18 protein-coding genes are annotated in these 22,772 nt (G+C 71.8%); 8 read left to right on the top strand and 10 right to left on the bottom strand.

The features are described 5' to 3' along the window. Positions 1 to 1,326 carry a cytidylyltransferase domain-containing protein gene (locus tag ACFV6E_RS23520; RefSeq protein WP_385464337.1) on the bottom strand — a complete coding sequence of 442 codons (1,326 nt, stop codon included), beginning with the start codon at positions 1,324 to 1,326 and terminating at the stop codon, positions 1 to 3. A 173-nt stretch (positions 1,327 to 1,499) separates the two neighbouring features. Next, positions 1,500 to 2,864, bottom strand: coding sequence for a DUF6716 putative glycosyltransferase (locus ACFV6E_RS23515; RefSeq protein ID WP_385464334.1), 1,365 nt, complete (start codon positions 2,862 to 2,864; stop codon positions 1,500 to 1,502). A 198-nt stretch (positions 2,865 to 3,062) separates the two neighbouring features. On the opposite strand from ACFV6E_RS23515, the gene ACFV6E_RS23510 reads away from it, so the two are divergent. The 5 genes from ACFV6E_RS23510 to ACFV6E_RS23490 all read left to right on the top strand — a co-directional run bounded on the left by ACFV6E_RS23510 (position 3,063) and on the right by ACFV6E_RS23490 (position 8,861). Continuing rightward, positions 3,063 to 4,043, top strand: a complete 981-nt coding sequence (locus tag ACFV6E_RS23510; protein WP_385162392.1) for a glycosyltransferase family 2 protein — start codon at positions 3,063 to 3,065, stop codon at positions 4,041 to 4,043. Next, a complete protein-coding gene (locus tag ACFV6E_RS23505; RefSeq protein ID WP_385162390.1) occupies positions 4,040 to 5,374 on the top strand; it encodes an alpha-2,8-polysialyltransferase family protein in 1,335 nt (444 codons plus the stop codon). Before ACFV6E_RS23510 ends, ACFV6E_RS23505 begins: the two co-directional genes overlap by 4 nt. 173 nt (positions 5,375 to 5,547) lie before the next feature. Then, positions 5,548 to 6,618 (top strand): acyltransferase family protein, encoded by a 1,071-nt coding sequence (locus ACFV6E_RS23500; RefSeq protein ID WP_385162389.1) that lies wholly within the window; start codon positions 5,548 to 5,550, stop codon positions 6,616 to 6,618. A gap of 206 nt (positions 6,619 to 6,824) precedes the next feature. After that, on the top strand, positions 6,825 to 7,718 hold the full coding sequence (locus ACFV6E_RS23495) for a sulfotransferase family protein (protein WP_385162387.1): 894 nt from the start codon (positions 6,825 to 6,827) through the stop codon (positions 7,716 to 7,718). A 9-nt stretch (positions 7,719 to 7,727) separates the two neighbouring features. Next, entirely contained in the window at positions 7,728 to 8,861 is a 1,134-nt protein-coding gene (locus ACFV6E_RS23490) for a DUF1906 domain-containing protein (RefSeq protein ID WP_385464331.1), read from the top strand. A gap of 90 nt (positions 8,862 to 8,951) precedes the next feature. On the opposite strand, the gene ACFV6E_RS23485 is transcribed toward ACFV6E_RS23490, so the two are convergent. Continuing rightward, the gene (locus ACFV6E_RS23485; protein ID WP_385464328.1) at positions 8,952 to 9,602 is read right to left on the bottom strand and encodes a TetR/AcrR family transcriptional regulator C-terminal domain-containing protein; all 651 of its coding nucleotides are present in this window, start codon (positions 9,600 to 9,602) and stop codon (positions 8,952 to 8,954) included. A gap of 68 nt (positions 9,603 to 9,670) precedes the next feature. Between ACFV6E_RS23485 and ACFV6E_RS23480 the strand changes: the two genes are divergently transcribed. After that, the gene (locus tag ACFV6E_RS23480; RefSeq protein WP_385464325.1) at positions 9,671 to 11,101 is read left to right on the top strand and encodes an FAD-dependent oxidoreductase; all 1,431 of its coding nucleotides are present in this window, start codon (positions 9,671 to 9,673) and stop codon (positions 11,099 to 11,101) included. A 12-nt stretch (positions 11,102 to 11,113) separates the two neighbouring features. On the opposite strand, the gene leuE is transcribed toward ACFV6E_RS23480, so the two are convergent. The 3 genes from leuE to ACFV6E_RS23465 all read right to left on the bottom strand — a co-directional run bounded on the left by leuE (position 11,114) and on the right by ACFV6E_RS23465 (position 14,049). Further along, positions 11,114 to 11,770, bottom strand: coding sequence for a leucine efflux protein LeuE (leuE, locus tag ACFV6E_RS23475; RefSeq protein ID WP_385162380.1), 657 nt, complete (start codon positions 11,768 to 11,770; stop codon positions 11,114 to 11,116). A gap of 63 nt (positions 11,771 to 11,833) precedes the next feature. Then, positions 11,834 to 12,412: a Uma2 family endonuclease gene (locus ACFV6E_RS23470; protein ID WP_385464322.1), complete on the bottom strand. Its 579-nt coding sequence runs from the start codon at positions 12,410 to 12,412 to the stop codon at positions 11,834 to 11,836. A gap of 56 nt (positions 12,413 to 12,468) precedes the next feature. After that, positions 12,469 to 14,049: a methylmalonyl-CoA mutase gene (locus ACFV6E_RS23465; RefSeq protein WP_385162377.1), complete on the bottom strand. Its 1,581-nt coding sequence runs from the start codon at positions 14,047 to 14,049 to the stop codon at positions 12,469 to 12,471. Positions 14,050 to 14,265: 216 nt separating this feature from the next. On the opposite strand from ACFV6E_RS23465, the gene ACFV6E_RS23460 reads away from it, so the two are divergent. Next, complete coding sequence (locus ACFV6E_RS23460) at positions 14,266 to 15,147, top strand: L,D-transpeptidase family protein (RefSeq protein ID WP_385464319.1); 882 nt, start codon at positions 14,266 to 14,268, stop codon at positions 15,145 to 15,147. A 311-nt stretch (positions 15,148 to 15,458) separates the two neighbouring features. On the opposite strand, the gene ACFV6E_RS23455 is transcribed toward ACFV6E_RS23460, so the two are convergent. The 4 genes from ACFV6E_RS23455 to ACFV6E_RS23440 form a co-directional block, all read right to left on the bottom strand. Continuing rightward, the gene (locus ACFV6E_RS23455) at positions 15,459 to 16,625 is read right to left on the bottom strand and encodes a hypothetical protein (RefSeq protein WP_385162374.1); all 1,167 of its coding nucleotides are present in this window, start codon (positions 16,623 to 16,625) and stop codon (positions 15,459 to 15,461) included. Then, positions 16,625 to 17,287, bottom strand: a complete 663-nt coding sequence (locus tag ACFV6E_RS23450; protein ID WP_385162372.1) for an RNA polymerase sigma factor — start codon at positions 17,285 to 17,287, stop codon at positions 16,625 to 16,627. Before ACFV6E_RS23450 ends, ACFV6E_RS23455 begins: the two co-directional genes overlap by 1 nt. A gap of 480 nt (positions 17,288 to 17,767) precedes the next feature. Next, a complete protein-coding gene (locus ACFV6E_RS23445) occupies positions 17,768 to 19,177 on the bottom strand; it encodes an ATP-binding protein (protein WP_385464316.1) in 1,410 nt (469 codons plus the stop codon). Positions 19,178 to 20,268: 1,091 nt separating this feature from the next. Further along, the gene (locus ACFV6E_RS23440) at positions 20,269 to 20,886 is read right to left on the bottom strand and encodes an RNA polymerase sigma factor (RefSeq protein WP_385464375.1); all 618 of its coding nucleotides are present in this window, start codon (positions 20,884 to 20,886) and stop codon (positions 20,269 to 20,271) included. Between the two features lie 424 nt (positions 20,887 to 21,310). Between ACFV6E_RS23440 and ACFV6E_RS23435 the strand changes: the two genes are divergently transcribed. After that, on the top strand, positions 21,311 to 22,756 hold the full coding sequence (locus ACFV6E_RS23435) for an FG-GAP-like repeat-containing protein (RefSeq protein WP_385464313.1): 1,446 nt from the start codon (positions 21,311 to 21,313) through the stop codon (positions 22,754 to 22,756). Positions 22,757 to 22,772 lie beyond the last annotated feature (16 nt).

Here is a 22,772-nt window from a genome sequence, read left to right as displayed (position 1 = left end):
TTACTTGTCGAGGGAGTCGAGAGAAGGGCCGAGGATCCAGCTGGCGATCTCTCGGATCGCGCCGTCGCCGCCGGGGACGGCGGTGACCGCGCGTGCGGCGCCGCGCACGACGTCGTGGGCGCTCGCGACCGCCACGGGCCAGCCCACGAGGGCGAAGCACGGGAGGTCGTTGACGTCGTTGCCGACGTAGAGCACGCGCTCAGGCGCGATGCCCTGCTCCTCGCACCACTGCTTCAGGGCGAGGTCTTTCCGGTCGATGCCGTGCAGCACGGGGATCTTGAGCTTCCGTGCGCGGGCGGCGACGACCGGGTTCTGCTCCGTGGACAGGATGAGCATGTTCAGGCCGCTGCGGCGCAGGGCCGCGATGCCCAGGCCGTCTCCGCGGTGTACGGAGACGAATTCCCGTCCGTCGGAATCGATCAGCACCCTGTCGTCGGTCTGGGTGCCGTCGAAGTCGAGTACGACCGCGTCGATGTCGGCGGCGGTGGGCAGGGCCCCCGGCCGGGACGCGTCGAAGAGGGGGGCCAGCGCGCGGGCGCGGGCCAGGTCGTGCGGGTCGTCGATCTCCAGCACCCGCGCCGGGTCGGTGCGCACCGGCTCGGTGCGGCCGAAGAAGCGGTGCCGGTGCTCGCGCAGGCCGGCCGCGTCCATGGCGTACGCGGCGCCGGTCTCCAGCAGGTCCTGGGGACGGTCCTGGCGGCGCGGGCGGAAGGACTTGTCGTGGTTGACGCCGTAGCCGCCCTCCGTGACGGTGGCGCTGGCGACCTTGAGGTCACCGCCGACCTCTGAGGTACGGGCCGGCTCGGCCACCGCCGGGTCGTCCGCCGCGTCCCGCCAGATGAAGCCGTGGAAGGGGGCCACGGTCAGTGCCGTGTCCGCGCCGTTCTCGACCACCGCGGCCGCCACTCCGTCTATGTCCTCGCGGAGGATGAACGGGCTGGTGCACTGGACGAGCAGGACCACGTCGACCTCGGCGCCGTGCAGCGCCTCGTGGGCGTCCATGGCGTGCAGGACGGCGGCCTCGGAGGTCGCGGTGTCACCGGCGATGGCGGCGGGCCGCAGCACGACCTCGGCGCCGGCCTCGCGGGCCGCGGCCGCGATGGCCTGGTCGTCGGTGGACACGACCACGTCCGTGATCAGCCGTGCCGCCCGGCACTCGCGCACGGCGCGGGCGACCAGCGGTACGCCGCCGACGGGCAGCAGGTTCTTGGCGGGGACGCCCTTGGAGCCGCCGCGCGCGGGGATCACCGCGAGTACGCGGCGTACCGGCGTCGCCCGGCCCGCCTGCTCCGCTCGGTCCGCTCGGCCCGCTTCCGGGTTGGACATTGGCTGTACTCCTTGGGGAGGGATCGGGACGCGGGCGCCCGCCGCTGATCCGTGGGCGCTCGCCGCCGGACCGTGGGCGCTCGTCGCGGGTTCGCCCGCGGGATCGTGGGCGCTCGTCGCGGAACCGCCCGCCGCCGCTGATGCGTGGCCGTCCGCCGCGCGGCCGTGGGCGCTCACAGCTCGCCCATCCGCCGGATCACGGGCGCCACCCGCTGCACGCCGTGGCGGTACGCGCCGCGCGCCGCACGGCGCACGATCTGCCGTACCGGTCCGGGCTCCCGGTCGGCCGCGGGCGCGCCGGGCAGCGGGGTGCCGTCCGGGGCGAGGTGGTGGCGAGCGAGGATGCCGGGCAGGTAGCCGGGCGCGGTCTCGGGCGTGTAGTAGGGGGCGAGGGGCGGGAGTTCAGGGGCGTTCAGCAGGTCGGTGATGCGGGCCCGCGCCACGTCGAAGGCCGTCTCGTACGGCCCTCTCCCAGCGGGGGTCCCCCCGGCCGCGACACCCTGCCGGGCCACCCACGCGGCGTCCGGCTCAGGGCGGTGGCCCGCGTCGAGCTGGTCCCAGGAGGCGAGGCAGCCGGAGCCCACGAAGTGGTGGTTGCCGAGCGACTCGCGCACCCCGAGGTCGGTGAGGACGACGGTGGGGATGCGCCGGTGCAGGGACTCCAGGGCCGCCGTGGAGCTGATCGTGACCAGCAGGTCGGTGCGGTCCAGGACCTCGCCCATGTGCCCGTAGACGAGGCGGAAGTTGGCGGGCGGGTCGGCCCGCTCCGCCAGCTTCTGGTAGGGCAGTTCCTCGATGTGCGTGGTGTGCTCGCCCGGCTTGGAGCGCAGCTTCAGCAGCACCTCGCGCTCCGGGTGCAGCCGGGCGTGCTGGACCAGCCGGTTCAGCAGGTACGTACGGTCCTTGCGGCTCTCCGGTACGGAGGGCTGCGCGGCGAAGACGACCGTGTACGGGTCGTTCTCCTTGTAGTCGGCGCCGCCGAGGAAGGGCAGCGCGACCTCGGTCACCGACGAGGCGTCCGCGCCGACCCCCTCGTACACGGCCCGGAAGCGGTCCGCGTCCTGCCGGGAGTTGGCGAGCACCAGGTCCGCGCCGTGCCGCAGCAGGAGGCCGTCGGCGAGCTTCTCGTAGACGACACCGACGTAGCCGGTGACGACGACGGGGCGCTCGGCGCGTCCGGCCCAGGCGCGGGCCAGACCGTGCAGCATCGCCTGGACGGCGCCGCCGACCAGGGCGAGCACCACGACGTCGTACGGCTCCTCGGCCGTGTCCTCGGCCATGGCACGCAGGAATTCCACTCCGGTGACCTCGCGGAGCGAGTCCGCGCGGACGCCGACCTCTTCGAGCTGGCGCGCGGTGGGGGTGGCACGGCCGCGCAGGAGGTAGCCGTCGAGGCGGACGTCCGACTCGGTCACTTCGGACGTGTTCGACGCCCGGGCGGATACGATGCGGTTCGCTGTGAGCGAGCCCCATTTCCACCGGGTGTCTGAATCGGCGAGGACGGCGACCCGCAGGGACTTCGTAGTACTTGCTGGCACGACGAAGACGCTAGGAAGCCATTCCGATGAACGGCCCAACCACAACACAACAAACGGTTAACAGCACATCGACGAATAGCGATCCGAGCCCCGAAACGTGTGGCATACAGCCCGGTTCACTGTTCCGCCACGTGCCGTTCACCCTCCATCTAACTGACGGTAAAGACGAATGCCGGGCCGCCGCCTAACGTCACACGGGTGGTCAAGCTCTCCGTAATCGTGCCGTTCTACAACGTGCAGCAATACGCGCCCGACACCTTGAAGAGTCTGCGTGCGAACGCACGCGACGACTTCGAATTCGTCCTCGTCGACGACTGCTCGCGCGACGAGACACCGGACATCCTCGCGCGTGCGGAGCGCGAGCTCCCGGGCGCGGTGTACGTCAAACACGAGAAGAACGGAGGACTGGCGACCGCACGCAACACCGGTATCGACGCGGCACGCGGTGAGTACCTCACGTTTCTCGACGGGGACGACTGGCTCGCCCCCGGCTACTACGAGCAACTCGTCGCCGCCATCGAGGAACTGGGGTGCGACTTCGTCCGTACGGACCATGTCCAGTGCACCGCGCGGGCCCGTTCCGTGCACCGCGTCCCGCACGGCAGGCGGGGCGTCGTGATGCGTCCGCGTGACGCCATCCTGCCCGCCGACCGGTCCACCTCCGTGGACTACGCATACGCCTGGGCGGGCATCTACCACCGCCGGCTGGTCGACCGCGGGCTGCTGCACTTCACCGACGGGCTGCGCACGGCCGAGGACCGGCCGTGGATCTGGAAGCTGCACCGGGAGGCGGAGTCCTTCGCCACGGTGGGGCTGCTCGGCGTGTTCTACCGGCGTGGAGTGGCCTCCTCATTGACGCAGATCGGCGACGTGCGGCAGCTCGATTTCATTCGCGCGTTCGACCAGGTGGTGAAGGAAACCGCCGAGGACCCGGATGCCGCTCGGCTGCTGCCGAAGGCTGTACGCACCTACTGCGCCATCATTTCCCATCACCTGGGATCCATTGAAAGGTTCGAGCCACCGGTGGCACGGAAACTGAAGTCGATGAGCGCGGTCGCCCTGCGGCGCATGCCGCAGAACATGCTCGACGACGCCCTCGACTCGATGGACATCGAACGCGCCACGCGTCTGCGCCGGCTGCGCCGCCGTCCGGTTCCGGCCGCGGGGGTGGCCGCGTGACCACGCAGATCTTCATGACGTCCACGCTGTACGGCACGGCCACGCTGGCCGCCGCCCTGGACTCCGACTGCTTCGGCCCCGCCGACCGGCGGATCCTGCTCGTCTCCAACAACGCGGCGACGCCCGAGACCACGCCGTCCGTCGACGCGATGCCCGGTTTCGAGCAGCTGCGCGGGCGCTTCGACGAGGTCGTCTCCTGGAACGAGACGATCTCGCCGTTCCACCCGGGCGGCTGGTCGCCCCGGCCCGACGACGTACCCCTGTGGGAGCGGCATCTGCGGCTGGCCTGGAACCTGGGGGACGACGACATCGAGCTGGCCGTCGAGTCCATCCAGGTCAACCCGGCCCTCGGGGTCGCCCAGATCTTCATGGGCGCGCCCGTCACCGTCTACGCCGACGGCCTGATGAGCTACGGCCCCACCCGCAACAAGATCGACCCGCTGGTGGGCACCCGGATCGACCGCCTCCTCCACCTGGACCTGGTGGCGGACCTCAAGCCCCTGCTGCTCACCGAGTTCGGGGTGGAGCCCGAGCTGGTGCCGACGGACGCCTTCCTGAAGGTCCTCGGCGAACTCGTCGGCACCGGAGCGGAGCTGCCGGCCGTCGACGAGCCCGCGCTGCTGCTCGGCCAGTACCTGTCCGCTCTCGGCATCCTCACCGCCGAGGAGGAGGAGGACCTGCACGTACGGATGCTGAAAGGCGCCGTCGAACTCGGTCACACCCGCGTGGTTTTCAAGCCGCACCCGACCGCCCCGGCCCGCTGGTCGCGCGTGCTGGAGAAGGAGGCGGAGCGCCTGGGCGCCGACCTGACCGTCCTGGACACGCCGGTCCTGGCCGAGGTGCTCTACCAGCGGATGCGCCCCGCCCTGGTCGTCGGCTGCTTCTCCACCGCGCTGCTCACCGCGTCCGCGCTGTACGGCCTGCCGGTCGCCCGGATCGGCACCGAGTCGCTCCTGGAGCGGCTGACGCCGTACGAGAACAGCAACCGGATCCCGGTCACCGTCGTGGACGCGCTGCTGCCCGCGCTGTCGGACCGGGCGGCCGTCACCGAGCGGCGCCAGGGCATGGACGTGCCGGCCCTCAGTGAACTGGTGCGGGCCGTCGGCTTCGCGATGCAGCCGAAGATCTATCCGGACCTCCGCCCGGCCGCCGAGCGGTATCTGACCCACCACCTCGACCAGCACACCTGGCGCTACTTCAAGCGACGACGCCTGACCTCGCTGGCGCTGCCCGGCGCGGTCCCGGCGCAGCTCGCCTTCATCCCGCGCAATGCGACGGTCCGCCGGGTGGCCCGCCGGGCGCGCTCCTTCAAGCGGTCGGCCCGCGGATGAGCGCCTCGGTGGAAGCGCCGCTGCCGATATCCGCGCCGGACGGCCGGACCCCTGACAACCGGACCCCTGACCGCCGGACCCCTGACCGCCGGACCCCTGACCGCCGGACCCCTGACCGCCGGACCCCTGACGGCCGGACCCCTGACGGCCAAGTACCCGTCGTCCCCCCGAGCATGGCCCCCCGGAAGCACGCGCCCCGTCTGCGCGCGCTCGACGGGCTGCGGCTCATCGCCGCGCTGATGGTCGCCGCGTACCACTACGGCGGGCGCGACGGCGAGATCGCCGAGGCCTGGGGCAGCTCCCCCAAGATCCAGTTCCCCACCCTGCACGAGTACTTCGCCTACGGCTGCCTGGGTGTGCAGGTCTTCTTCGTCATCAGCGGCTTCGTCATCTGCATGAGCGGCTGGGGACGCACGCTGCGCGCGTTCTTCGCCTCGCGCGCCTCCCGGCTGCTGCCCTCCTACTGGGCCGCGGTAATCATCGTGACGGTGGTGTTCGCACTGCCGGTGGTCGCCTTCCACGCGGTCTCACCGAGCGACGCCCTGCTCAATCTGACCATGCTCCAGCAGCCGCTGGGCGTGGACCGGGTGCTCGGCGTCTGCTGGACGCTCTGGGCCGAGGTCCGCTTCTACGCGCTGTTCGCGCTGTGCATCGTCCTGCCGGGCGCCAGCCGGCAGCGCGTCATCCTGTTCTGCGCGGGCTGGACACTGGCGGCGGCGATCGCCGAGGCCGCGAACCAGCCGCTGCTCGACATCGTGCTGATGCCGGAGTACGCGCCGTACTTCATCGGCGGCGTCGGCCTCTACCTGGTCCACCGCGACCGGCGGGACGCGTACGCCTGGGGCATCGTCGGCGTGAGCTGGCTGATCGGGCAGCACTACGCGGTGGACCGGCTGTGGCACGAGCCGAACCCGGACTTCTTCTCCTACCGCTCCTCGTCCGGGATCATCCTGGTCGTCACCCTCGGCTATCTCGCTGTCGCCGCCATCGCCCTCGGCTGGCTGAACCGGGTGAACTGGCGCTGGCTGACGGTCGCGGGCGCGCTGACGTACCCCTTCTACCTGGTCCACGAGCACCTGGGCTGGGTCGCCGTGGAGGCGTACCACCAGAAGCTGCACCTTCCGGCGTACGCCGTGTTCCCGCTCACCGTTCTCACCATGCTCGTTCTCGCCTACCTGCTGAACAAGCTGGTGGAGGACCGGCTGACGCCGCGACTGCGCAGGGTGCTCGACCCGCGCCGCTGAGCCCCGCGCCGGGCAGGTCGACGCCCGGCGAGGCTTACGGCCCCGCACCCTGTCCGAGGCCTCAGGAAGTTCTAAGGAAGCCATAGAAAGCCTGGTCAACGGGGTTGTGTGAGCATCCGCACCCGCACCGCTTCTCCTCTGCGTCATCTCTCGTTCAACTGCCGCCCCTGGGATGCGAAGGCACTGCGCGAGAGAAAGGTGTCACCGTGCGAGACCCCCGGATGACGGCGATCAGCAAGGGACTGAGGCGCCGCGGCAGGCTCATGATGCAGGCCGTGAGCCCGCCGCGCGGGTCCTTGAACGCCATCCCCACACCCCGGAGCGCCGGCGTCTCACCCGACGCCGGCGCCTCCTACACCGCCCCGCCCGCTCCGCGCCTGGTGGATTCGCCTGTCTTCGTACTCTCCTCGGTGCGGTCCGGGTCGACGCTGCTGCGGATGCTGCTGAACAGCCACAGCCGGATCCGGGCCCCGCACGAGATGCACCTGCGCACCCTTCACGTCCACCTGTCCCGTGACTTCTCCGCGGCAGCCATGAAGGAGCTCGAACTCGACAAGGACGAGCTGGAACACATGTTGTGGGACCGGGTGCTGCACCATGAGCTCACGCGCAGCGGCAAGGAGATCATCGTCGACAAGACCCCGGCGAACACCCTCATCTGGGACCGGCTGCACCGATGTTGGCCGAACGCGCGCCACATCGTCCTGCTGCGGCACCCGGGCGCCGTCATCGCGTCACTGACCAGTCGTCGGACCGATCCCGACCACGAGGCCATCCGGGCCGAAGTCCTCGGCTACTGCGAGAAGCTGGAGGAGGCGCGCTGCCGTCTCGGCGCCCACACGATCCGGTACGAGGAGCTGACCGCGGAGGCGGAACTGGTCACCCGCGGCATCTGCGGCTATCTCGGTGTCCCCTGGGAGCCCGGCATGCTCGACTACGGCGACCAGGATCACGGCGCCCTCCGTCCCCAGCTGGGCGACTGGTCCAGCACCATCAAGTCCGGCCGCGTCCAGCCCGGCCGCACGGCCGGCCCGGACACCGAACTGCCGCCACGTCTGCTGGAACTCGCACAGGCGTGGGGGTACCCGCCTCTTGCCTGACGCCGTGACGTGACGATCACCGTCCCGGCCGACACCCTCGCGCACGGCCGCCTTCGCGGTTCCGGCAAGGGCTTCGACACCTGCGCCGCCCCCTCCGCCTCCGCCGTGAGCGCCTGGCGGGACAGTTCCCCTTACAGCGCGGTCGGTATCTACATCGGCGGCTCCCAGCGCGGGTGCGCCCAGCCCAACCTCACGGCGAGCTGGGTGCAGCAACAGGCATCCGACGGCTGGTCGTTCATCCCCATCTATGTCGGCACCCAGGCGTCCGGGCTCACCTCGCCCGCGGCCCAGGCCATCAGTGCCGCGAACGACGCCGTCGACAACGCTGTCGCGCTGGGCTTCGGCCCCGGTTCAACCCTGTACTACGACATGGAGCAGTATTCCTCGACGTACACCACCCGGGTACTGGCCTTCGCCTCCGCCTGGACGGAGCAGCTCCACGCCCGCGGCTACCACTCCGGCTTCTACAGCAGCAGCAGTTCCGGCATCAAAGACCTGTCTGACAACTACAGCGGCTCCTACACCATGCCGGACGTCATCTACGACGCGCTGTGGAACGGATCCGCGAACACCGACGACCCGGCCGTCCCGGACTCCCAGTGGAGCAACCACCAGCGGATCCACCAGTATGCGGGCGACCGCAGCGAGACGTGGGGCGGCGTCACGATCAACATCGACCAGGACTATCTGGACGTGCAGATCTCCACGGACGCCGCTCCGCACGGCCGGGTGTGGGACCGTGCGCGGCCGGACGGCGGTCCCTGGGACACCAACGCCACGCTCATCGACACCAACGACGCCATCAACGCCGTCGCCGCCTCCGGCCTGCCCGACGGCACCCTCCACGTCCAAGCCCTGGTCAACGGCGAAATCTGGGACCGCACCCGCGCCACCAACGGCACCTGGAGCAACAGCACGGAAATCGACGCCGGCGGCGCCGTCAAGCAACTCTCCTCCACCGGCATGCCCAACGGCGACCTCCACGTCGAAGCCGTCGTCAACGGCGAAGTCTGGGACCGCGTCCGCAAGGGCACCACCGGCAACTGGAGCGTCAGCAGCCGCATCGACGCCAACGGCGCCATCTTCGGCACCTACGCCACAGCCACCCCCGACGGCACCCTCCACGTCGGCACCAACGCCTGACCCTGACCTCCGTCCGTACGACCGGTCCGGGCCGCCGGCCGATCGCGCCCTTGCCCGTCCAAGGCGCACGAGCCGCACGGCCCGGCGGCCTCACCCCGTGCGGTACCGCGCCTCGATCCCCGCGACCAGCAGCGCGAGTCCCTCCTCGAAGTGGGCCTCGTAGTCCTCGAAGATCTCCGCGCCCGCTGCCGCGGACAGCGGGAAGTCGGCCAGGATTCGGGCGCGTTCGGCCACGTCGAAGCCCTCGCGGCGCTCGCCGGGCAGCGGCTGGACGCCCTGCTCCTCGGTGACGTAGCCGATGGTGTACAGGAAGCCGGTGCTGGTCGCGCGGACCGCCTGGGCGAGGGTGAAGCCGGCCGCCGTGAACAGCCGCAGGGTCCGTTCCATCTCCTCGGCGTGCGGGATGCCGGTGAAGCGGGTGCCGCTGAAGACCTTGGCACCGTCGCGGTAGCCGAGCAGCGCGGTGCGCAGTCCGCGGCAGGAGATCAGCAGCCGCTCCTGCCAGGTGTCGCCGAGGGCGCCCGCGGAGTCCGTGACCATGCGGCGGTACATCTCCGTCGCCATCCCGTCGAGCAGTTCCTGCTTGTTCTTGAAGTGCCAGTACAGGGCCGGTGCCTGGACGTCCAGCTCCTTGGCGATGGTCCGCAGCGTGAGGCCGTCGAGGCCGGTCTCGTTCAGCAGTCGCAGGGCCGCCGCGACGACCTGGCTCTTGTCCAGCTTGGGGGCTCGTTTGGTGACCACGCTTGACAGTTTAACGCCGTTAAGCGCAAGCTCGGGACAAGCGACTTAACGGCGTTAAGGAGACTGTCGTGAACACGGACGTACTGATCGTCGGAGCCGGACCCACCGGGCTCGCCCTCGCCGTCGACCTGGCCAGGCGCGGCGTGGACGCCCTCGTCGCGGAGCGCTCCGACGCGCTCTTCCCCGGCTCGCGCGGCAAGGGCATCCAGCCCCGCACCCGGGAGGTGCTGGACGACCTCGGCGTGGCCGACGCGATCCGCGCGGCGGGCGGCCCGTACCCCGTCGGGATGATGTGGCGCGACGGGCAGCGCCAGGGCGAGCACCGGATGTTCGACGCGACCCCGCCGAGCGAGGCCGCGCCGTACACCGATCCGCTGATGGTGCCGCAGTGGCGCACCCAGGAGATCCTCTTCGCACGCCTCACGGAGCTGGGCGGCACGGTCGCGTTCGGGCGGGAGCTGGTCTCCCTCGGCCAGGACGCCGACGGGGTGACGGCCGCCTTCGCGTCCGGGGAGCCGGTCCGCGCGCGGTACGCCGTCGCCGCGGACGGCGGGCGCAGCGCGGTGCGGCGCGCGCTCGGCATCGGCATGACGGGCGAGAGCGTCGACCCGTTCCCGACGCTGGTGGCCGACGTCCGCGTCAGCGGCATCGACCGTGAGAACTGGCACTTCTTCCAGTCCGCGGACGAGGGCGGGGCCCCCTTGCTCGCGCTCTGCCCGCTGGCGGACACCAAGGACTTCCAGCTCGTCGCGCGCTTCCCGCAGGACACGGACGTCGACCTGTCCCCCGACGCGATCCGCAAGCTCGTCGGCGAGCGCACGCACCTCGCGCCCGACGCGGTCACCGAGGTCCGCTGGGCCTCGGACTTCCGGCCGCGGGCGGCGCTCGCGGACCGCTTCCGCGAGGGGCGGGTCTTCCTCGCCGGGGACGCGGCGCACGTCCACTCCCCGGCCGGCGGCCAGGGTCTCAACACGAGCATCCAGGACGCGTACAACTTGGGCTGGAAGCTCGGCGCGGTGCTGCGCGAGGGTGCTCCCGAGTCGCTCCTCGACACCTACGAGGAGGAGCGGCTGCCGAACGCCGCCGACATGCTCGGCCTGTCCACCAAGGTCCACCGGGGCGAGGTCAGGCGCGGCGCGGCCACCCAGCAGCTCGACCTCGGCCACCGCGGCCGGACGCTCACCGAGGAGACCCGCACGGGCCTGCCCGGGGACGCCCTGCACGCGGGCGACCGCGCCCCGGACGGCCGGCGCGGGGGTGTCCGCCTCTTCGACGCCTTCCGCGGACCGCACTGGACCCTGCTCGCGGTCGGCACGGACGAGGACCTGGACCTCCCGGAGCTGCCCGGCGTCCGCACGGTCCGCATCCCGCCGTACGAGGCGTACGGGCGCGGGGTGTTCCTGATCCGCCCGGACGGGTACGTCGGCTGGGCGGGCGACTCGGCGGACGGCCTGGAGCGGTACGCGGCGGGCGTGGGCCTGTGCGTCAGCGCGAGTTGATGTCGAGGTGCGTCACGCGCTGGCGAGCGTCAGCTTCACGGCGAAGCCGAGGAAGAGGGCGCCCGCGGCGGTGGTGGCCCCCGCGGAGAGCCGCTTGCGCCTGCGGAAGGCCGCCGCGAGCCGCGTACCGCTGAATATGAGGGCGGTCAGGTAGAGGAAGCTGGCCACCTGTGCGAAGGCACCGAGCACGACGAAGGACAGCGCCGGGTAGGCGTACCCCGGGTCCACGAACTGCACGAAGAAGGCGACGAAGAACAGGATCGCCTTGGGGTTGAAGAGGCTGACGACCAGGGCCCGGCGGTAGGGCCGCTCGTCGGTCACGGCGGCCGCGGCCGGGGTCTCGGCGTCGGCGGTGCGCTCCCCGCGCGTGCGCCACATCCCCCGCGCGGCCCGCAGCATCCCGACCGCGAGCCAGGTCAGATACCCGGCGCCCGCGTACTTCACGATCCCGAAGAGCACGGCGTTCGCCTGGAGCAGCGAGGCGACCCCGGCCGCCGACAGCGTCATCAGCACGGTGTCCCCGCAGAACACGCCCGCGGCGGCGGTGTACCCGGCGCGCACTCCGCGGCGGGCGGCCACGGACAGCACGTACAGGGAGTTGGGGCCGGGCAGCAGGACGATGAGGACGAGTCCTGCCAGGTAGGTGGGGAGATCGATGACGCCGAGCATGAAAGGAGTGTCGCACGGGGGTACGACACTCCCTTCGGGGGTTCGAAAGGCGAGACGGTCCGCTCAGTCGTCGCCGTCGAGGAGGGTGTCGACGGGGAGGTCGAGGGCGACGCCTACGGACTGGGGGACGGGGACGGTCTGGCCTCGCCGGTAGCGAACGGGGGCGGGGTACTCGCCGTCGACGGGGTCGGCGTACACCACGACCTCGTCGTGCTTCCGGTCGACGACGAGGTGGGCCGGGATTCCGGCCGCCGCGTAGCAGTCCACCTTGAGCCCGAGGTCGTCGGACCAGTTGTCGGCGGTGACTTCCATCACCAGCCGGAAGGCGTGCGGTGCGTAGCAATGGTGCTGGACGTGCGTGTCCTGGAAATCCGTCTCGACGACCGACAGGTCGGGAACCGCGAAGTCATCGGGCCCCGTGGGCAGCCAGAGGCCGATGCCCAGCAGGCAGTTCGATCCGGCCCTGCGAGTCTCTGCCTCGAAGAACGCGCGAGCCACCTCCGTCAAGATCAGCTGATGCGAGGCGTCGGGCCAGGGAGTCGCGGTGAGCCGACCGTAGAGCACCTCGCCCCGGTATCCCTCCAGCTCCCTGGTCAGCCAGGTCTCGGCCTCGAGCACCGTGGTCCGCTGTGAACACCCCACGCGCACAACTCCCTTACGGATACGGCTGAGTACGCAGCGTATCCGTAACAGGAGCCTCAGAACGCATCGCTGGGCACGTAGTTCCCCCAGACCCCCCGCAGCGCGTTGCACACCTCGCCCACCGTCGCGCGGGCGCGCAGGGCGTCCTTCATCGGGTAGAGGACGTTGTCCGTGCCCTCCGCCGCCTTCGTCAGGGCGGCGAGCGCCGCGTCGACGGCCGGCTGGTCGCGCTCGGCGCGAAGCTTCGCGAGCCGTTCCGCCTGCTGGGCCTCGATGGCCGGGTCGACGCGGAGCGGCTCGTACGGCTCCTCCTCGTCGAGCTGGAAGCGGTTGACGCCGACGACGACGCGCTCGCCGGAGTCGGTCTCCTGGGCGATGCGGTAGGCGCTGCGCTCGATCTCGCTCTTCTGGAAGCCGTGCTCGATGGCGTTGACCGCGCCGCCGAGGTCCTCGACCTTCCGCATCAGCTCCACGGCCGCCGCCTCGACGTCGTCCGTCATCCTCTCCACCACGTACGAGCCCGCGAACGGGTCGACGGTCGCGGTGACGTCGGTCTCGTAGGCCAGCACCTGCTGGGTGCGCAGGGCGAGGCGGGCGGACTTGTCGGTGGGCAGCGCGATGGCCTCGTCGAAGGAGTTGGTGTGCAGGGACTGCGTGCCGCCGAGGACGGCGCCGAGGCCCTGGACGGCGACGCGGACGAGGTTGACCTCGGGCTGCTGGGCCGTGAGCTGCACGCCCGCCGTCTGCGTGTGGAAGCGCAGCATCAGCGACTTGGGGTTCCGCGCGCCGAACTCCTCGCGCATCACCCGGGCCCAGATGCGCCTGGCCGCACGGAACTTGGCGACCTCTTCGAGGATCGTCGTACGGGCGACGAAGAAGAAGGACAGGCGGGGCGCGAAGTCGTCCACGTCCATGCCGGCCGCGACCGCCGTGCGCACGTACTCGATGCCGTCCGCGAGGGTGAACGCGATCTCCTGCGCGGGCGAGGCGCCGGCCTCGGCCATGTGGTAGCCGGAGATCGAGATGGTGTTCCACTTCGGGATCTCGGCCTTGCAGTACTTGAAAATGTCCGCGATCAGCCGCAGGGAGGGCTTCGGCGGGAAGATGTACGTCCCGCGCGCGATGTACTCCTTGAGCACGTCGTTCTGGATGGTGCCGGTGAGCTTGTCGGCCGGGACGCCCTGTTCCTCGCCGACGAGCTGGTACATGAGCAGCAGCAGGGCGGCCGGGGCGTTGATCGTCATCGACGTCGACACCTTGTCCAGCGGAATCCCGCCGAACAGCACCCGCATGTCGTCGATCGAGTCGATGGCGACGCCCACCTTGCCGACCTCGCCGCTCGCGATGGGCGCGTCGGAGTCGTGGCCCATCTGGGTGGGCAGGTCGAAGGCGACGGACAGGCCCATGGTTCCGTTGGCGATGAGCTGCTGGTAGCGGGCGTTCGACTCCGTCGCCGTCCCGAATCCGGCGTACTGGCGCATCGTCCAGGGGCGGCCGGTGTACATCGTCGGGTAGACGCCCCGGGTGAAGGGGTATGCGCCCGGCTCGCCCAGCCGCTCGGCCGGGTCCCAGTCCTTGAGGGCGTCCGGCCCGTACACCGGCTCGATGGGCAGTCCGGACTCCGACTCGCGCGCCATGGTGTGTGCCTCCGCTTGCTGGCTTCGTTACTCGCTGGTACAGGCGACCCTCGCCACGGACTGTAGTGGCGGGCGTGCGCCCGGTGGAGAGGACCGCGCTGGGACCTTGCTCACAGACTGCTCCGCGCACCCCGGGTTCGCGACCGGCCCCGGGCGGGGAGCATTGCGGGTGACACGGCCGCTCCGGGGGCGGCCGGTGAGACGTGGGGGCCCGGAATGCGTACCAAGGGCATGCGCAGGAGGATCGCCGCCGCCCTCGTGGCACTCGCCGCGGTCACGGTCACGGGCTGCAAGGCGGAGGCCGGGGGCGGGCAGAACGGGCAGAGCAAGCAGCCGTGGCTGCGGATCGACGTCACGTCCACGCCCGGCGGCAAGCAGCAGCAGGGCGGGCCCGGCGGCGACGACGGCAAGGACGGCGGCGACGGCGCGGGCGGCACCACGGCGAGCGCCGCGCCGTCGTCCGGCGCGAAGGTGCTGTGGTCCGCGGGCGACGAAGGGCTCGACGTCCGTGAAGTGCAGGCCCGGCTGGTGCAGTTGCAGTGGCTCTTCCACGGCCCGAGCGGTACGTACGACGAGGCGACCGTCGCGGCCGTAGAGGGTTTCCAGGGCAAGCGCGGGCTGCCGCGGACGGGGAAGACGGACTCGGTCACCTGGCAGCGGCTGAAGGGGATGACGCACGAGCCGACCAAGTGGGAGCTGTACGCGTTTGGGGGGCAGCCCGCCGCCGCGCCGGACCCGCGCTGTCTGACCGGCCGGGTGCTGTGCATCAGCAAGACGAGCCGCACCCTGCGCTGGATGATCGACGGCCGCACGGTCTCCACGATGGAGGTGCGGTTCGGCTCCCAGCCCACGCCGACCCGCGAGGGCGTCTTCACCGTCTACTACAAGTCGCGCCACCACGTCTCGACGCTCTACGACTCCCCCATGCCGTACGCGATGTTCTTCAGCGGCGGCCAGGCGGTGCACTTCTCGCAGGACTTCGCGGCGCGGGGTTACGCCGGGGGCTCGCACGGCTGCGTCAACGTCCGGGACGAGGTGAAGATCGCTTCGCTGTACGCGCAGGTCCGCTACGGGGACAAGGTCGTGGTCTATTGGTGACGTACCGGCGCCGGGCGCCCGGGACGGATGTGGGGCGCGGGCGGGACCGGGGGAACGTGTCCCGCCCGCGCCTGCTGCACCGGGCCGCGGGTACGGGGGGAACCCCGGCTCGGTGCGAGGGCCGATGACCAGTCGGCTCACTCAGTACTGCGCTGCGGCGGGCGAAAGTGTCACACCCGCCGCCAAGAAAGTTCAAAGGGATACGACTTTGCAGGTCACCGCAGGTCGCGGCAAGTCGCGGCGGGTCGCGGTAACGGCAGGTCAGGTGAGGTCAGGTCAGGTCAGGTCAGGTCAGGTCAGGTCAGGTCAGGTCACCGAAGGTCGCGGGGTGCCTCGTCCGGCGAACCGGACGCAGGGGGTGCCTCGGACGCAGGGGGTGCCTCGGAGGCGAGGGGGGTCGCTGAGGCGGCGGGCGTCCCGGCGGCGAGGACCGTCCTGGCGCCGTGGCCGTCACGGCCGCCGTGCCCGTGACGGCCGTGGTGGTGGCCGCCCGGGGCTATGTGGTTGCCGTCGTCGTCACCGCCCGAGCCGGCGTTGTCGCCGTTGCCGCCCTGGCCGTCGTCGTCGCCCTGGCCGTCGTCGTCGCCCTGGCCGTTCCCGTCGCCCTGGCCGTTGCCGTTCCCGTTGCCCTGGCCGTTGCCGCCGGAGACGCCTTCGCGGCCGGTGTGCCCGTTCGTCCCGCCCAGGACGTTCTTGCAGTACTTCTTCACGCGCCAGGAGCCGTGCGCCGCGTCCTCCAGGACCCGCTTGCGGTCCGTCGTCAGCTCCTTGCCGGCGCGCAGGTCGCGGCAGGAGGCGAGCAGGCTGCCGCCCGTGTCGTCCGCACCGCCCTGCGCGCCCTCGCCCGCCGAGCCGGGCTGCCCGCTCGCGGTCCCGCCCTCCTGGGTGTCGTCGGGCGCGGAACCGCCGGTGGCCGGGCTCCCGCCGGTGCCGTCCGGCGACGGCTTCGCGGAGCCGCCCTTGCCGGTGCCGGGCGACGGCGACAGGAGCGGCTGCGGGGGCGTCACGGCCGCGGAGACCGAGGCTCCCGGCACCGGGTCGCGGTCACGGAACGGAGTCGGCAGCACTCCGGTTCCGGCCAGGACGGCGGCACCGCCGATCATCCCGGTGGCGAGCGCGGCGGCGAGACCCATCCGTACGGGCCGGCCCCAGCGGCGCCCGCGCGGCCCCGCGGCGGCGCTCCCGAGACGTACGAGACCGGCGTCCGAGGGGTGTGCGGCGGCGATCGGAGCGAGGAGCGCGCCCTCACCGTCCCGGTCCGCGCGGGCCTCGCGGGCCTTGCGGAACGCGGCCAACGCGGCGGCCTCTCCGGGCAGTTCGGTGCTGGTGGGAGCGGGTTCGGGGGTGAGGGCGGCGAGCGCCGCGGCCAGCCGGTCCGCCCGCGCGCCGGCCTCCGGGTCGACGGCTTCGAGCGGCTCACCGCGCAGCAGCCGCTCCGCGGCGTCGCGGTCCAGCCACTTGTCCTGCTCGTCGGCCATCACATGTCCTTCTGCGTCCGCGAACGCGTATGCGTCACACCGGCGGACGTCACCGCGCGTGCCCGCGGTCGCCTCTGCGGGGGTACGGCACCGAGGGCGCCCTCGGATTCCGCATCGGCGCCCAGCAGCTCCGCGAGCCGTTTCAGGCCCCGGTGCGCCGCCGTGCGGACGGCGCCGGGGCGCTTGCCCAGCGTCTGCGCGGCGGTCTTGGCGTCCAGGCCGACGACGACGCGGAGCACCACCGCCTCGGCCTGGTCCTGCGGCAGCTGGGCGATGAGGGAGAGGGTGCGGCCGGTGGCCAGCGCCTCGATCGCCTCGCCCGCGGTGTCGGACTCGGCGGCCCGGCCGGCCAGTTCGGTCTCGTCACCGCCTATGGCCGGGCGGCGCCCGCGCATGCGTATGTGGTCGAGCGCGCGGTTGCGGGCGATCCGGGCGGCCCAGCCGCGGAACCGGTCGGCGTCACCGCTGAACCGCTCCAGGTCGCGGGCTATCTGGAGCCACGCCTCGGAGGTCACGTCCTCCGCGTCGGGGTCGCCGACGAGAGTCCGTACGTATCCGAGCAGCCGTGGGTGCACCGCGCGGTACACAGCACGGAACGCGGTCTCGTCCCCGTCCTGTGCCGCAAGCACCGCGGCGGTCAGCTCCGCGTCGTCCCCCAGCACCGCGCCCCTCTTGCGCCCGGCCGGCACCGCTCCGCGGCCCGGAATCTCGCCGTCGTGGTCTGTCGACCCATGGTCGCGGTCCCGGCTCCTCATGGACAGGGCCCGGTCCGCGGTCCGGCGCGAATGGCACGTTACGGCCTCAAACCGCTCTGCGTCCATGTCCGTACAAGATGCAACTAACCCGTGATCCAGTGGGGTGTGACAGAAAACGCACCCTTGGCGCTGTAGGGAGTACGGGCCGCCGCGCGGCCCGTGCCGCGCGACGGCCGGGGCCTCTCCTGTGGGGGGTGGCGGCCCCGGCCGTTGCCATCGGCTTCAGGGATCCGGACCCGGGCTTTGCGTCAACTCCGTGATCAACTCGGCCGATACGTGACCAGCGGAGTGCGGGGCGGCGGCACAAGCGTCGGCCGTCCGCGCAGGATCGTCCCCCTTCCTACGAGCACCCGCGCTCGCCTGATTCGAGGCCCCGTTATTCATGTGTCAACTGCTGTAGAGAGTGGACAGATCGACCAGGAGGAGATCATCCCGGCGGTCGGCCAGGTCCACCAGGTCGGGGTAGAAGCCGTGCAGTGAGTACAAGGCCAGAGTGGTGGCAGCGACGTCGTACCCCTGATCTGCGAGCAGGACACGGATGCGTTCCAGGCGTTCCAGGTCACCGGTGCCCCGGCGTGCGGCGGTCGCCTTGGCCTCCCCCAGGACCGCGATTTTCGCGCGGGGAGCCTGTGGGCGCTCGCCGGCGGCCAAAGCGATCACGTCGACCTCGTGCTTCGTACGAGCGGTCTGGTCGGCCACCTCGGTGGTGCCGACCGGACCGGGCAGTCCACTGGGGAGAAGGGTGTGGGCGTAGCGGCGGGTGAAGTCACGGGCCAGGTCCTCGAAATGCGGTCCGAGAATCTTGGAGTTGAAAGTCGGGGCGGCCTGCTGCCATACCTGCTCGGCGAAGCCCTGTTCCACGGCGGCGGCCTGCGGCAGGGTGATGAGCTGGTTGAAGCGGATGACGGGGTCGGCGAGGGTGATGACGGGGTGCCTGGAGCGGAGAATGTCCTGCTCCCGCCGGATGTAACCAGTGGATTCCAGGACGCCGAGGGGGTGGGCGACGGCGTTGCGCGGGCGTTCCAGAGCGGCGCCGATCTTGCTGGGCGTGGTGGCGCCGTTCGCGATCGCGGTCAGGATGTCGTAGTACAGCGTGTGCTGCGTGATCCTCGGGTCCTCGCGCAGCAGGTACTCGGTTTCCGTCCGCGAGTACACCGCTCGCCCCGGATCGAGCAGCGTGCGGGTGAGCCAGGTGTCGAAGCCGTCGTCCGGATGCGGCCGGGCAGCCACCGGCCGGTAGCCGGGGGCCCCGCCCAGGACCGCGTGCACCTTCAGCGCGGTCAACGGGTCGGTGATCTGCCAGAAGGCCCGGCTGTCCCGGTAGTCGAAAGCACCTAGCCGTAGATCGATGACGGCTCGTCCTCGCAGCGGCTTGGTCCCCGAAAGCAATTCATGCATGACGCTCATCGCCGATCCACAGAGGATCAGCCGCGGCCCCGGTCCGGCACCGGACCGGGTGCCCCGCTGACGTTCGTCGTAAAGCTGCTGCAACAACCCCGGGATCTCCGGCGAGTGCTGAAGCAAGTAGGGCAACTCATCGATCACCAGGAGCGGATGGGGCGAACGGGTGATCACATCGAAGGCGCTGGAGAGGACATCACGCCAATCGGTCAGGCGCAGACTCCCAGGCCTCAGACCGGCATGAGCGGCGACCGCGTCGGTGAATCGCCGGATCGCGGGCAGCCGCCCCTCCTCCCGGACCGCTGTGACATACATGCCACCGACCCGCTCGGACAGTGCCTGAAGAAGGTACGACTTCCCATGCCGTCGCCGCCCCGACACGATACCGAGCCGCATCGCCGGGTCCGGGTCGGTCAGGAACTCCGTGAGCAGCTCCCACTCCCGGTTCCGGTCGACCACGTCGTCCGGCTTGGTCAGCAAGCTCTCCGACACTCACCCTCCGTACGTCTACATCGACTACGACGAAACGCGTCTAAGTGAAGTTAGACAGCAAGCGCAGGCCAGGTCAAATGGTCTCTACGGTTCGGTCAGCCCAGAAGTGTCGGCCCCGGCCGTTGCCATTGGCGCCGCGGTTCCCGCGGTTCCTCCCGGCCGTCGTCCGCCGTCTGTCCTCAGCTCTTGGCCCCCGGGCTCTCCCCGACGCCCTGCCGTGCCGACCGGGACGTGCCGGGCCTGCGCGCGAGGGCGAGTCCGGCGCGCAGCACCAGCAGCGCGCTCCGCACCCACCGGCGCTCCCTGGGGCGCCAGTCATCCCGGGTCCGGCTCGGCGCCGTGTGCGCCCCGCGCGCCCGCGCGGCCCGGAACGCCGCGACGGCCCGCCCCTCGGCCCGCGGATCGGCGGCGCCGTCCCGGACCGCGCCGAGAACGGCGGGGATGGCGGGGATGTCGGGGATGGCGGGGATGGCGGGGATGGCGGGGGTAGCGGGAACGGTGGGAACGGCGGGGATGGCGGGGATGGCGGGGATGGAGTGGTCGGCGAGTCCCGTACCGGTGCCGGTACGCGGATGCGGACTGGGGGGTGGGCCGTCGCGATCCGGCCGGTCAGGTTGATCCGGCCGGTCCGGCCGGTCCGGGCGATCCGGTTGATCCGGCCGGTCCGGGCGATCCGGGCGATCCGGTTGATCCGGGCGGTCCGGTTGATCCGATGGATCCGGCCGGTCCGGTTGATCCGGCCGGTCCGGTCGATCCGGCCGGTCCGGTCGATCCGGCCGGTCCGATGGGTCCGATGGGTCCGGTCGATCCGGTCGATCCGATCGATCCGGTCGATCCGGTCGATCCGGGCGGTCCGGTCGATCCGGGCGGTCCGGGCGGTCCGGGCGATCCGGTCGATCCAGCCGGGGTGGGGCGTGACCGCGGCACCGGTCGCCTTCCGTGCTCTGGCTGTCACCCATGTCCGTACCCGTTCCCGGCCGTCGGCTTTTCGGCGCTCACTCCGACTCCCCCAGCGTGCCGGGGCCCTCGCGCGTCACACCGCCGGCCGCGAGTTGCCGGGCGAGGCGCTTCAACCCGCGGTGCGTGGCCGTGCGGACCGCGCCCGGACGCTTGCCGAGCACGCGCGCGGCGGCGGGCCCGTCGAGACCGACCACGACCCGCAGCAGGACCGCCTCCGCCTGGTCGCGCGGCAGCGTGGCCAGCAGGCGCAGCGCGTACCGGCTGGAGAGTGCCTCCAGTGCCTCGTCCTGCGTGCTGTGCGGGCCGGGCAGCTCCAGCAGGTCCTCCTCCAGCGCGGCGGGGCGCGGCCGGGTCCGGCGGCGGCGGAGGTGGTCCAGCGCCCGGTGCCTGGCGATGGTCGCCGTCCAGCCGCGGAAGCCGGCCCCGTCGCCCCGGAAGCGCCCCAGGTCCCGGGCGATCTCCAGCCAGGCGTCGGACGCCACGTCCTCCGCCTCCTCGCCGACCAGTCCGCGCAGGTATCCGAGCAAGCCCGGGTGCACGATCCGGTACGCGGCGGCGAAGGCGGTCTCGTCGCCCTCCTGCGCCCGCGCGACGGCCGCACCCAGTTCACCGTCGCGGGCCCGCCCGCGACGGGGCTCCCCTTGCTGGGCCAACACAGTCCTCGTTCGTGGCGAGTGGTCATGGCGGTCGAGGTGGTCATGGCGGTCGTGGTGGTCATGGCGGTCGAGGTGGTCATGGCGGTCGTGGTGGTCGGGTGTGGTCGTGGTGGTCATGGCGGTCGTGGTGGTCGGGTGTGGTCGTGGTGGTCATGGCTGCGCACACCGTGCGGCACGGCCGGCCGTGTCGGCGCCTTCACGGTCATCAGCGTCAGGTCCCACATAAGTGTCACTGGCCGTCAGCAACCCCATCCGTCCCGCTACTTGCGGAGCCACCCCCTCCGCCCGGCCCCGGCCGACCCTGCGAGTGACGCAGCGCACACCTCCCCGCGCGGTGTTCGGGCATGCTGATGCGCTGAAATGGACGGTCACCCGCGAGACGGGTGGGGTTTCCGTGCAGTCCATCCGGGGTGGGGGAGTTGTGAGCCGACGCAAGACACACGTGGACCGGCCGTCGAAGGGCGGCGCGCGGGCTGCTTGGCTGACGCTCGGGGCGGCCGTGCTGGCCGGCGCGGGCCTCGCGCCGCAGGCCGTCGCCGCGCCGGGCACCGCCCCGCTCGCCGACTACACCGGTGACGGCATCGCCGACCTCGTCGCCGCCACGCCCCAGCAGGGCAGCGGCTGGCTCACCCTGCTGCCCGGCGGCGCGAGCGGCCCGGTGTCCGGCGCGAAACTGAGGCTCAACCAGGGCAGTACGGGCGTACCGGGGGCCGCCGAGTCCGGCGACGAGTGGGGCGCGGCCACCGCGTGGGGCGACATCGACGGGGACGGCGTCGCGGACCTCGCGATCGGCGCGCCCGGCGAGGACGACACCACCGGGCACAAGGACCGGGGCGCGGTGACGATCCTGTACGGGCCCGCGTTCGACTCCGGCGCCGACACCATGGCCCTGGGCGACGACTACGTCTACACCGGCGCGCGGTTCGGCGCGGCCGTCGCGGTCGGCGACTTCAACGCCGACGGCCGCGCGGACGTCTTCACCGCCGCCACCGGCACCGGCGGCAACTGGGCGGCCCGGCTCGACGCCGGTCACGAGGTCGCGGGCGACCTCACCTCCGCCGACGGCGCGCTCTCCCACGCGGACGCCGCCTCGGGCGACTTCAACGGGGACGGATACGCGGACGTCGCGCTCACCTACATCGACGCGTCCGGCACCGGCCGGGTCACCTGGTTCAAGGGCTCGAAGACGCTCGGCCTGTCGAAGGTGGCCACGCTCTCCGTCAAGGGCGGCCGCTCCGTCGCCGCCGGGGACGTGAACGGCAACGGCTACGACGACATCGTCATCGGCCAGCCCTACACCGCCGAGTCGGGGGCCCACTCGGGCGGGCAGGTCACGATGGTGCCGGGCGGCGCGTCCGGGCCCACCGCCACCGGTGCGGTGACGGTCCACCAGGCCACCTCGGGTGTCGAGGGCGCGGCCGAGGCGGGCGACGCGTTCGGCAGCTCGGTGTCGGTGGGCGACGTCGACGCCGACGGGTACGCGGACGTGCTCACCGGCGCCCCGAACGAGGACATCACGCGGGACGGCACGAACCGTTCCGACGCGGGCTCGGTCTGGCTCCTCAAAGGCACCGCCGCGGGGCTGACCGGCACCGGCTCGCTCGCCCTCTCCCAGGACACGGCGGACGTGCCCGGCGTCACGGAGAGCGGCGACAAGCTGGGCTCGGCGGTCTCCCTGACCGACGTCACGGGCGACGGGTACGCCGAGCTGACCGTCGGCACGGAGGGCGAGGACGCCGGCAACGGCACGCTGCTGTACGTCCCCGTCGCCTCGGGCGCCGTCCTTCCGGTCGGCTCGAAGTACTACGGCGTGACCCAACTGGGCACGGCCACGGGGGCCCGGCTGGGCGGGCTGCTCACGCCGTAGCGGCACCCCGCGTGTC

Origin of the sequence: Streptomyces sp. NPDC059785 (genome assembly GCF_042732375.1) — a bacterium.
Classification (GTDB): domain Bacteria; phylum Actinomycetota; class Actinomycetes; order Streptomycetales; family Streptomycetaceae; genus Streptomyces.
This window is presented reverse-complemented; position numbering and strand designations above follow the sequence as displayed.

Excerpts from the sequence above, each read along its gene's own strand:
- leuE (WP_385162380.1), bottom strand. The coding sequence starts at position 11,770 with ATGCTCGGCGTCATCGATCTCCCCACCTACCTGGCAGGACTCGTCCTC.
- ACFV6E_RS23500 (WP_385162389.1), top strand. The coding sequence starts at position 5,548 with ATGGCCCCCCGGAAGCACGCGCCCCGTCTGCGCGCGCTCGACGGGCTG.
- ACFV6E_RS23445 (WP_385464316.1), bottom strand. The coding sequence starts at position 19,177 with ATGCGGCTCGGTATCGTGTCGGGGCGGCGACGGCATGGGAAGTCGTAC.
- ACFV6E_RS23465 (WP_385162377.1), bottom strand. The coding sequence starts at position 14,049 with ATGGCGCGCGAGTCGGAGTCCGGACTGCCCATCGAGCCGGTGTACGGG.
- ACFV6E_RS23455 (WP_385162374.1), bottom strand. The coding sequence starts at position 16,625 with ATGGCCGACGAGCAGGACAAGTGGCTGGACCGCGACGCCGCGGAGCGG.
- ACFV6E_RS23520 (WP_385464337.1), bottom strand. The coding sequence starts at position 1,326 with ATGTCCAACCCGGAAGCGGGCCGAGCGGACCGAGCGGAGCAGGCGGGC.
- ACFV6E_RS23460 (WP_385464319.1), top strand. The coding sequence starts at position 14,266 with ATGCGTACCAAGGGCATGCGCAGGAGGATCGCCGCCGCCCTCGTGGCA.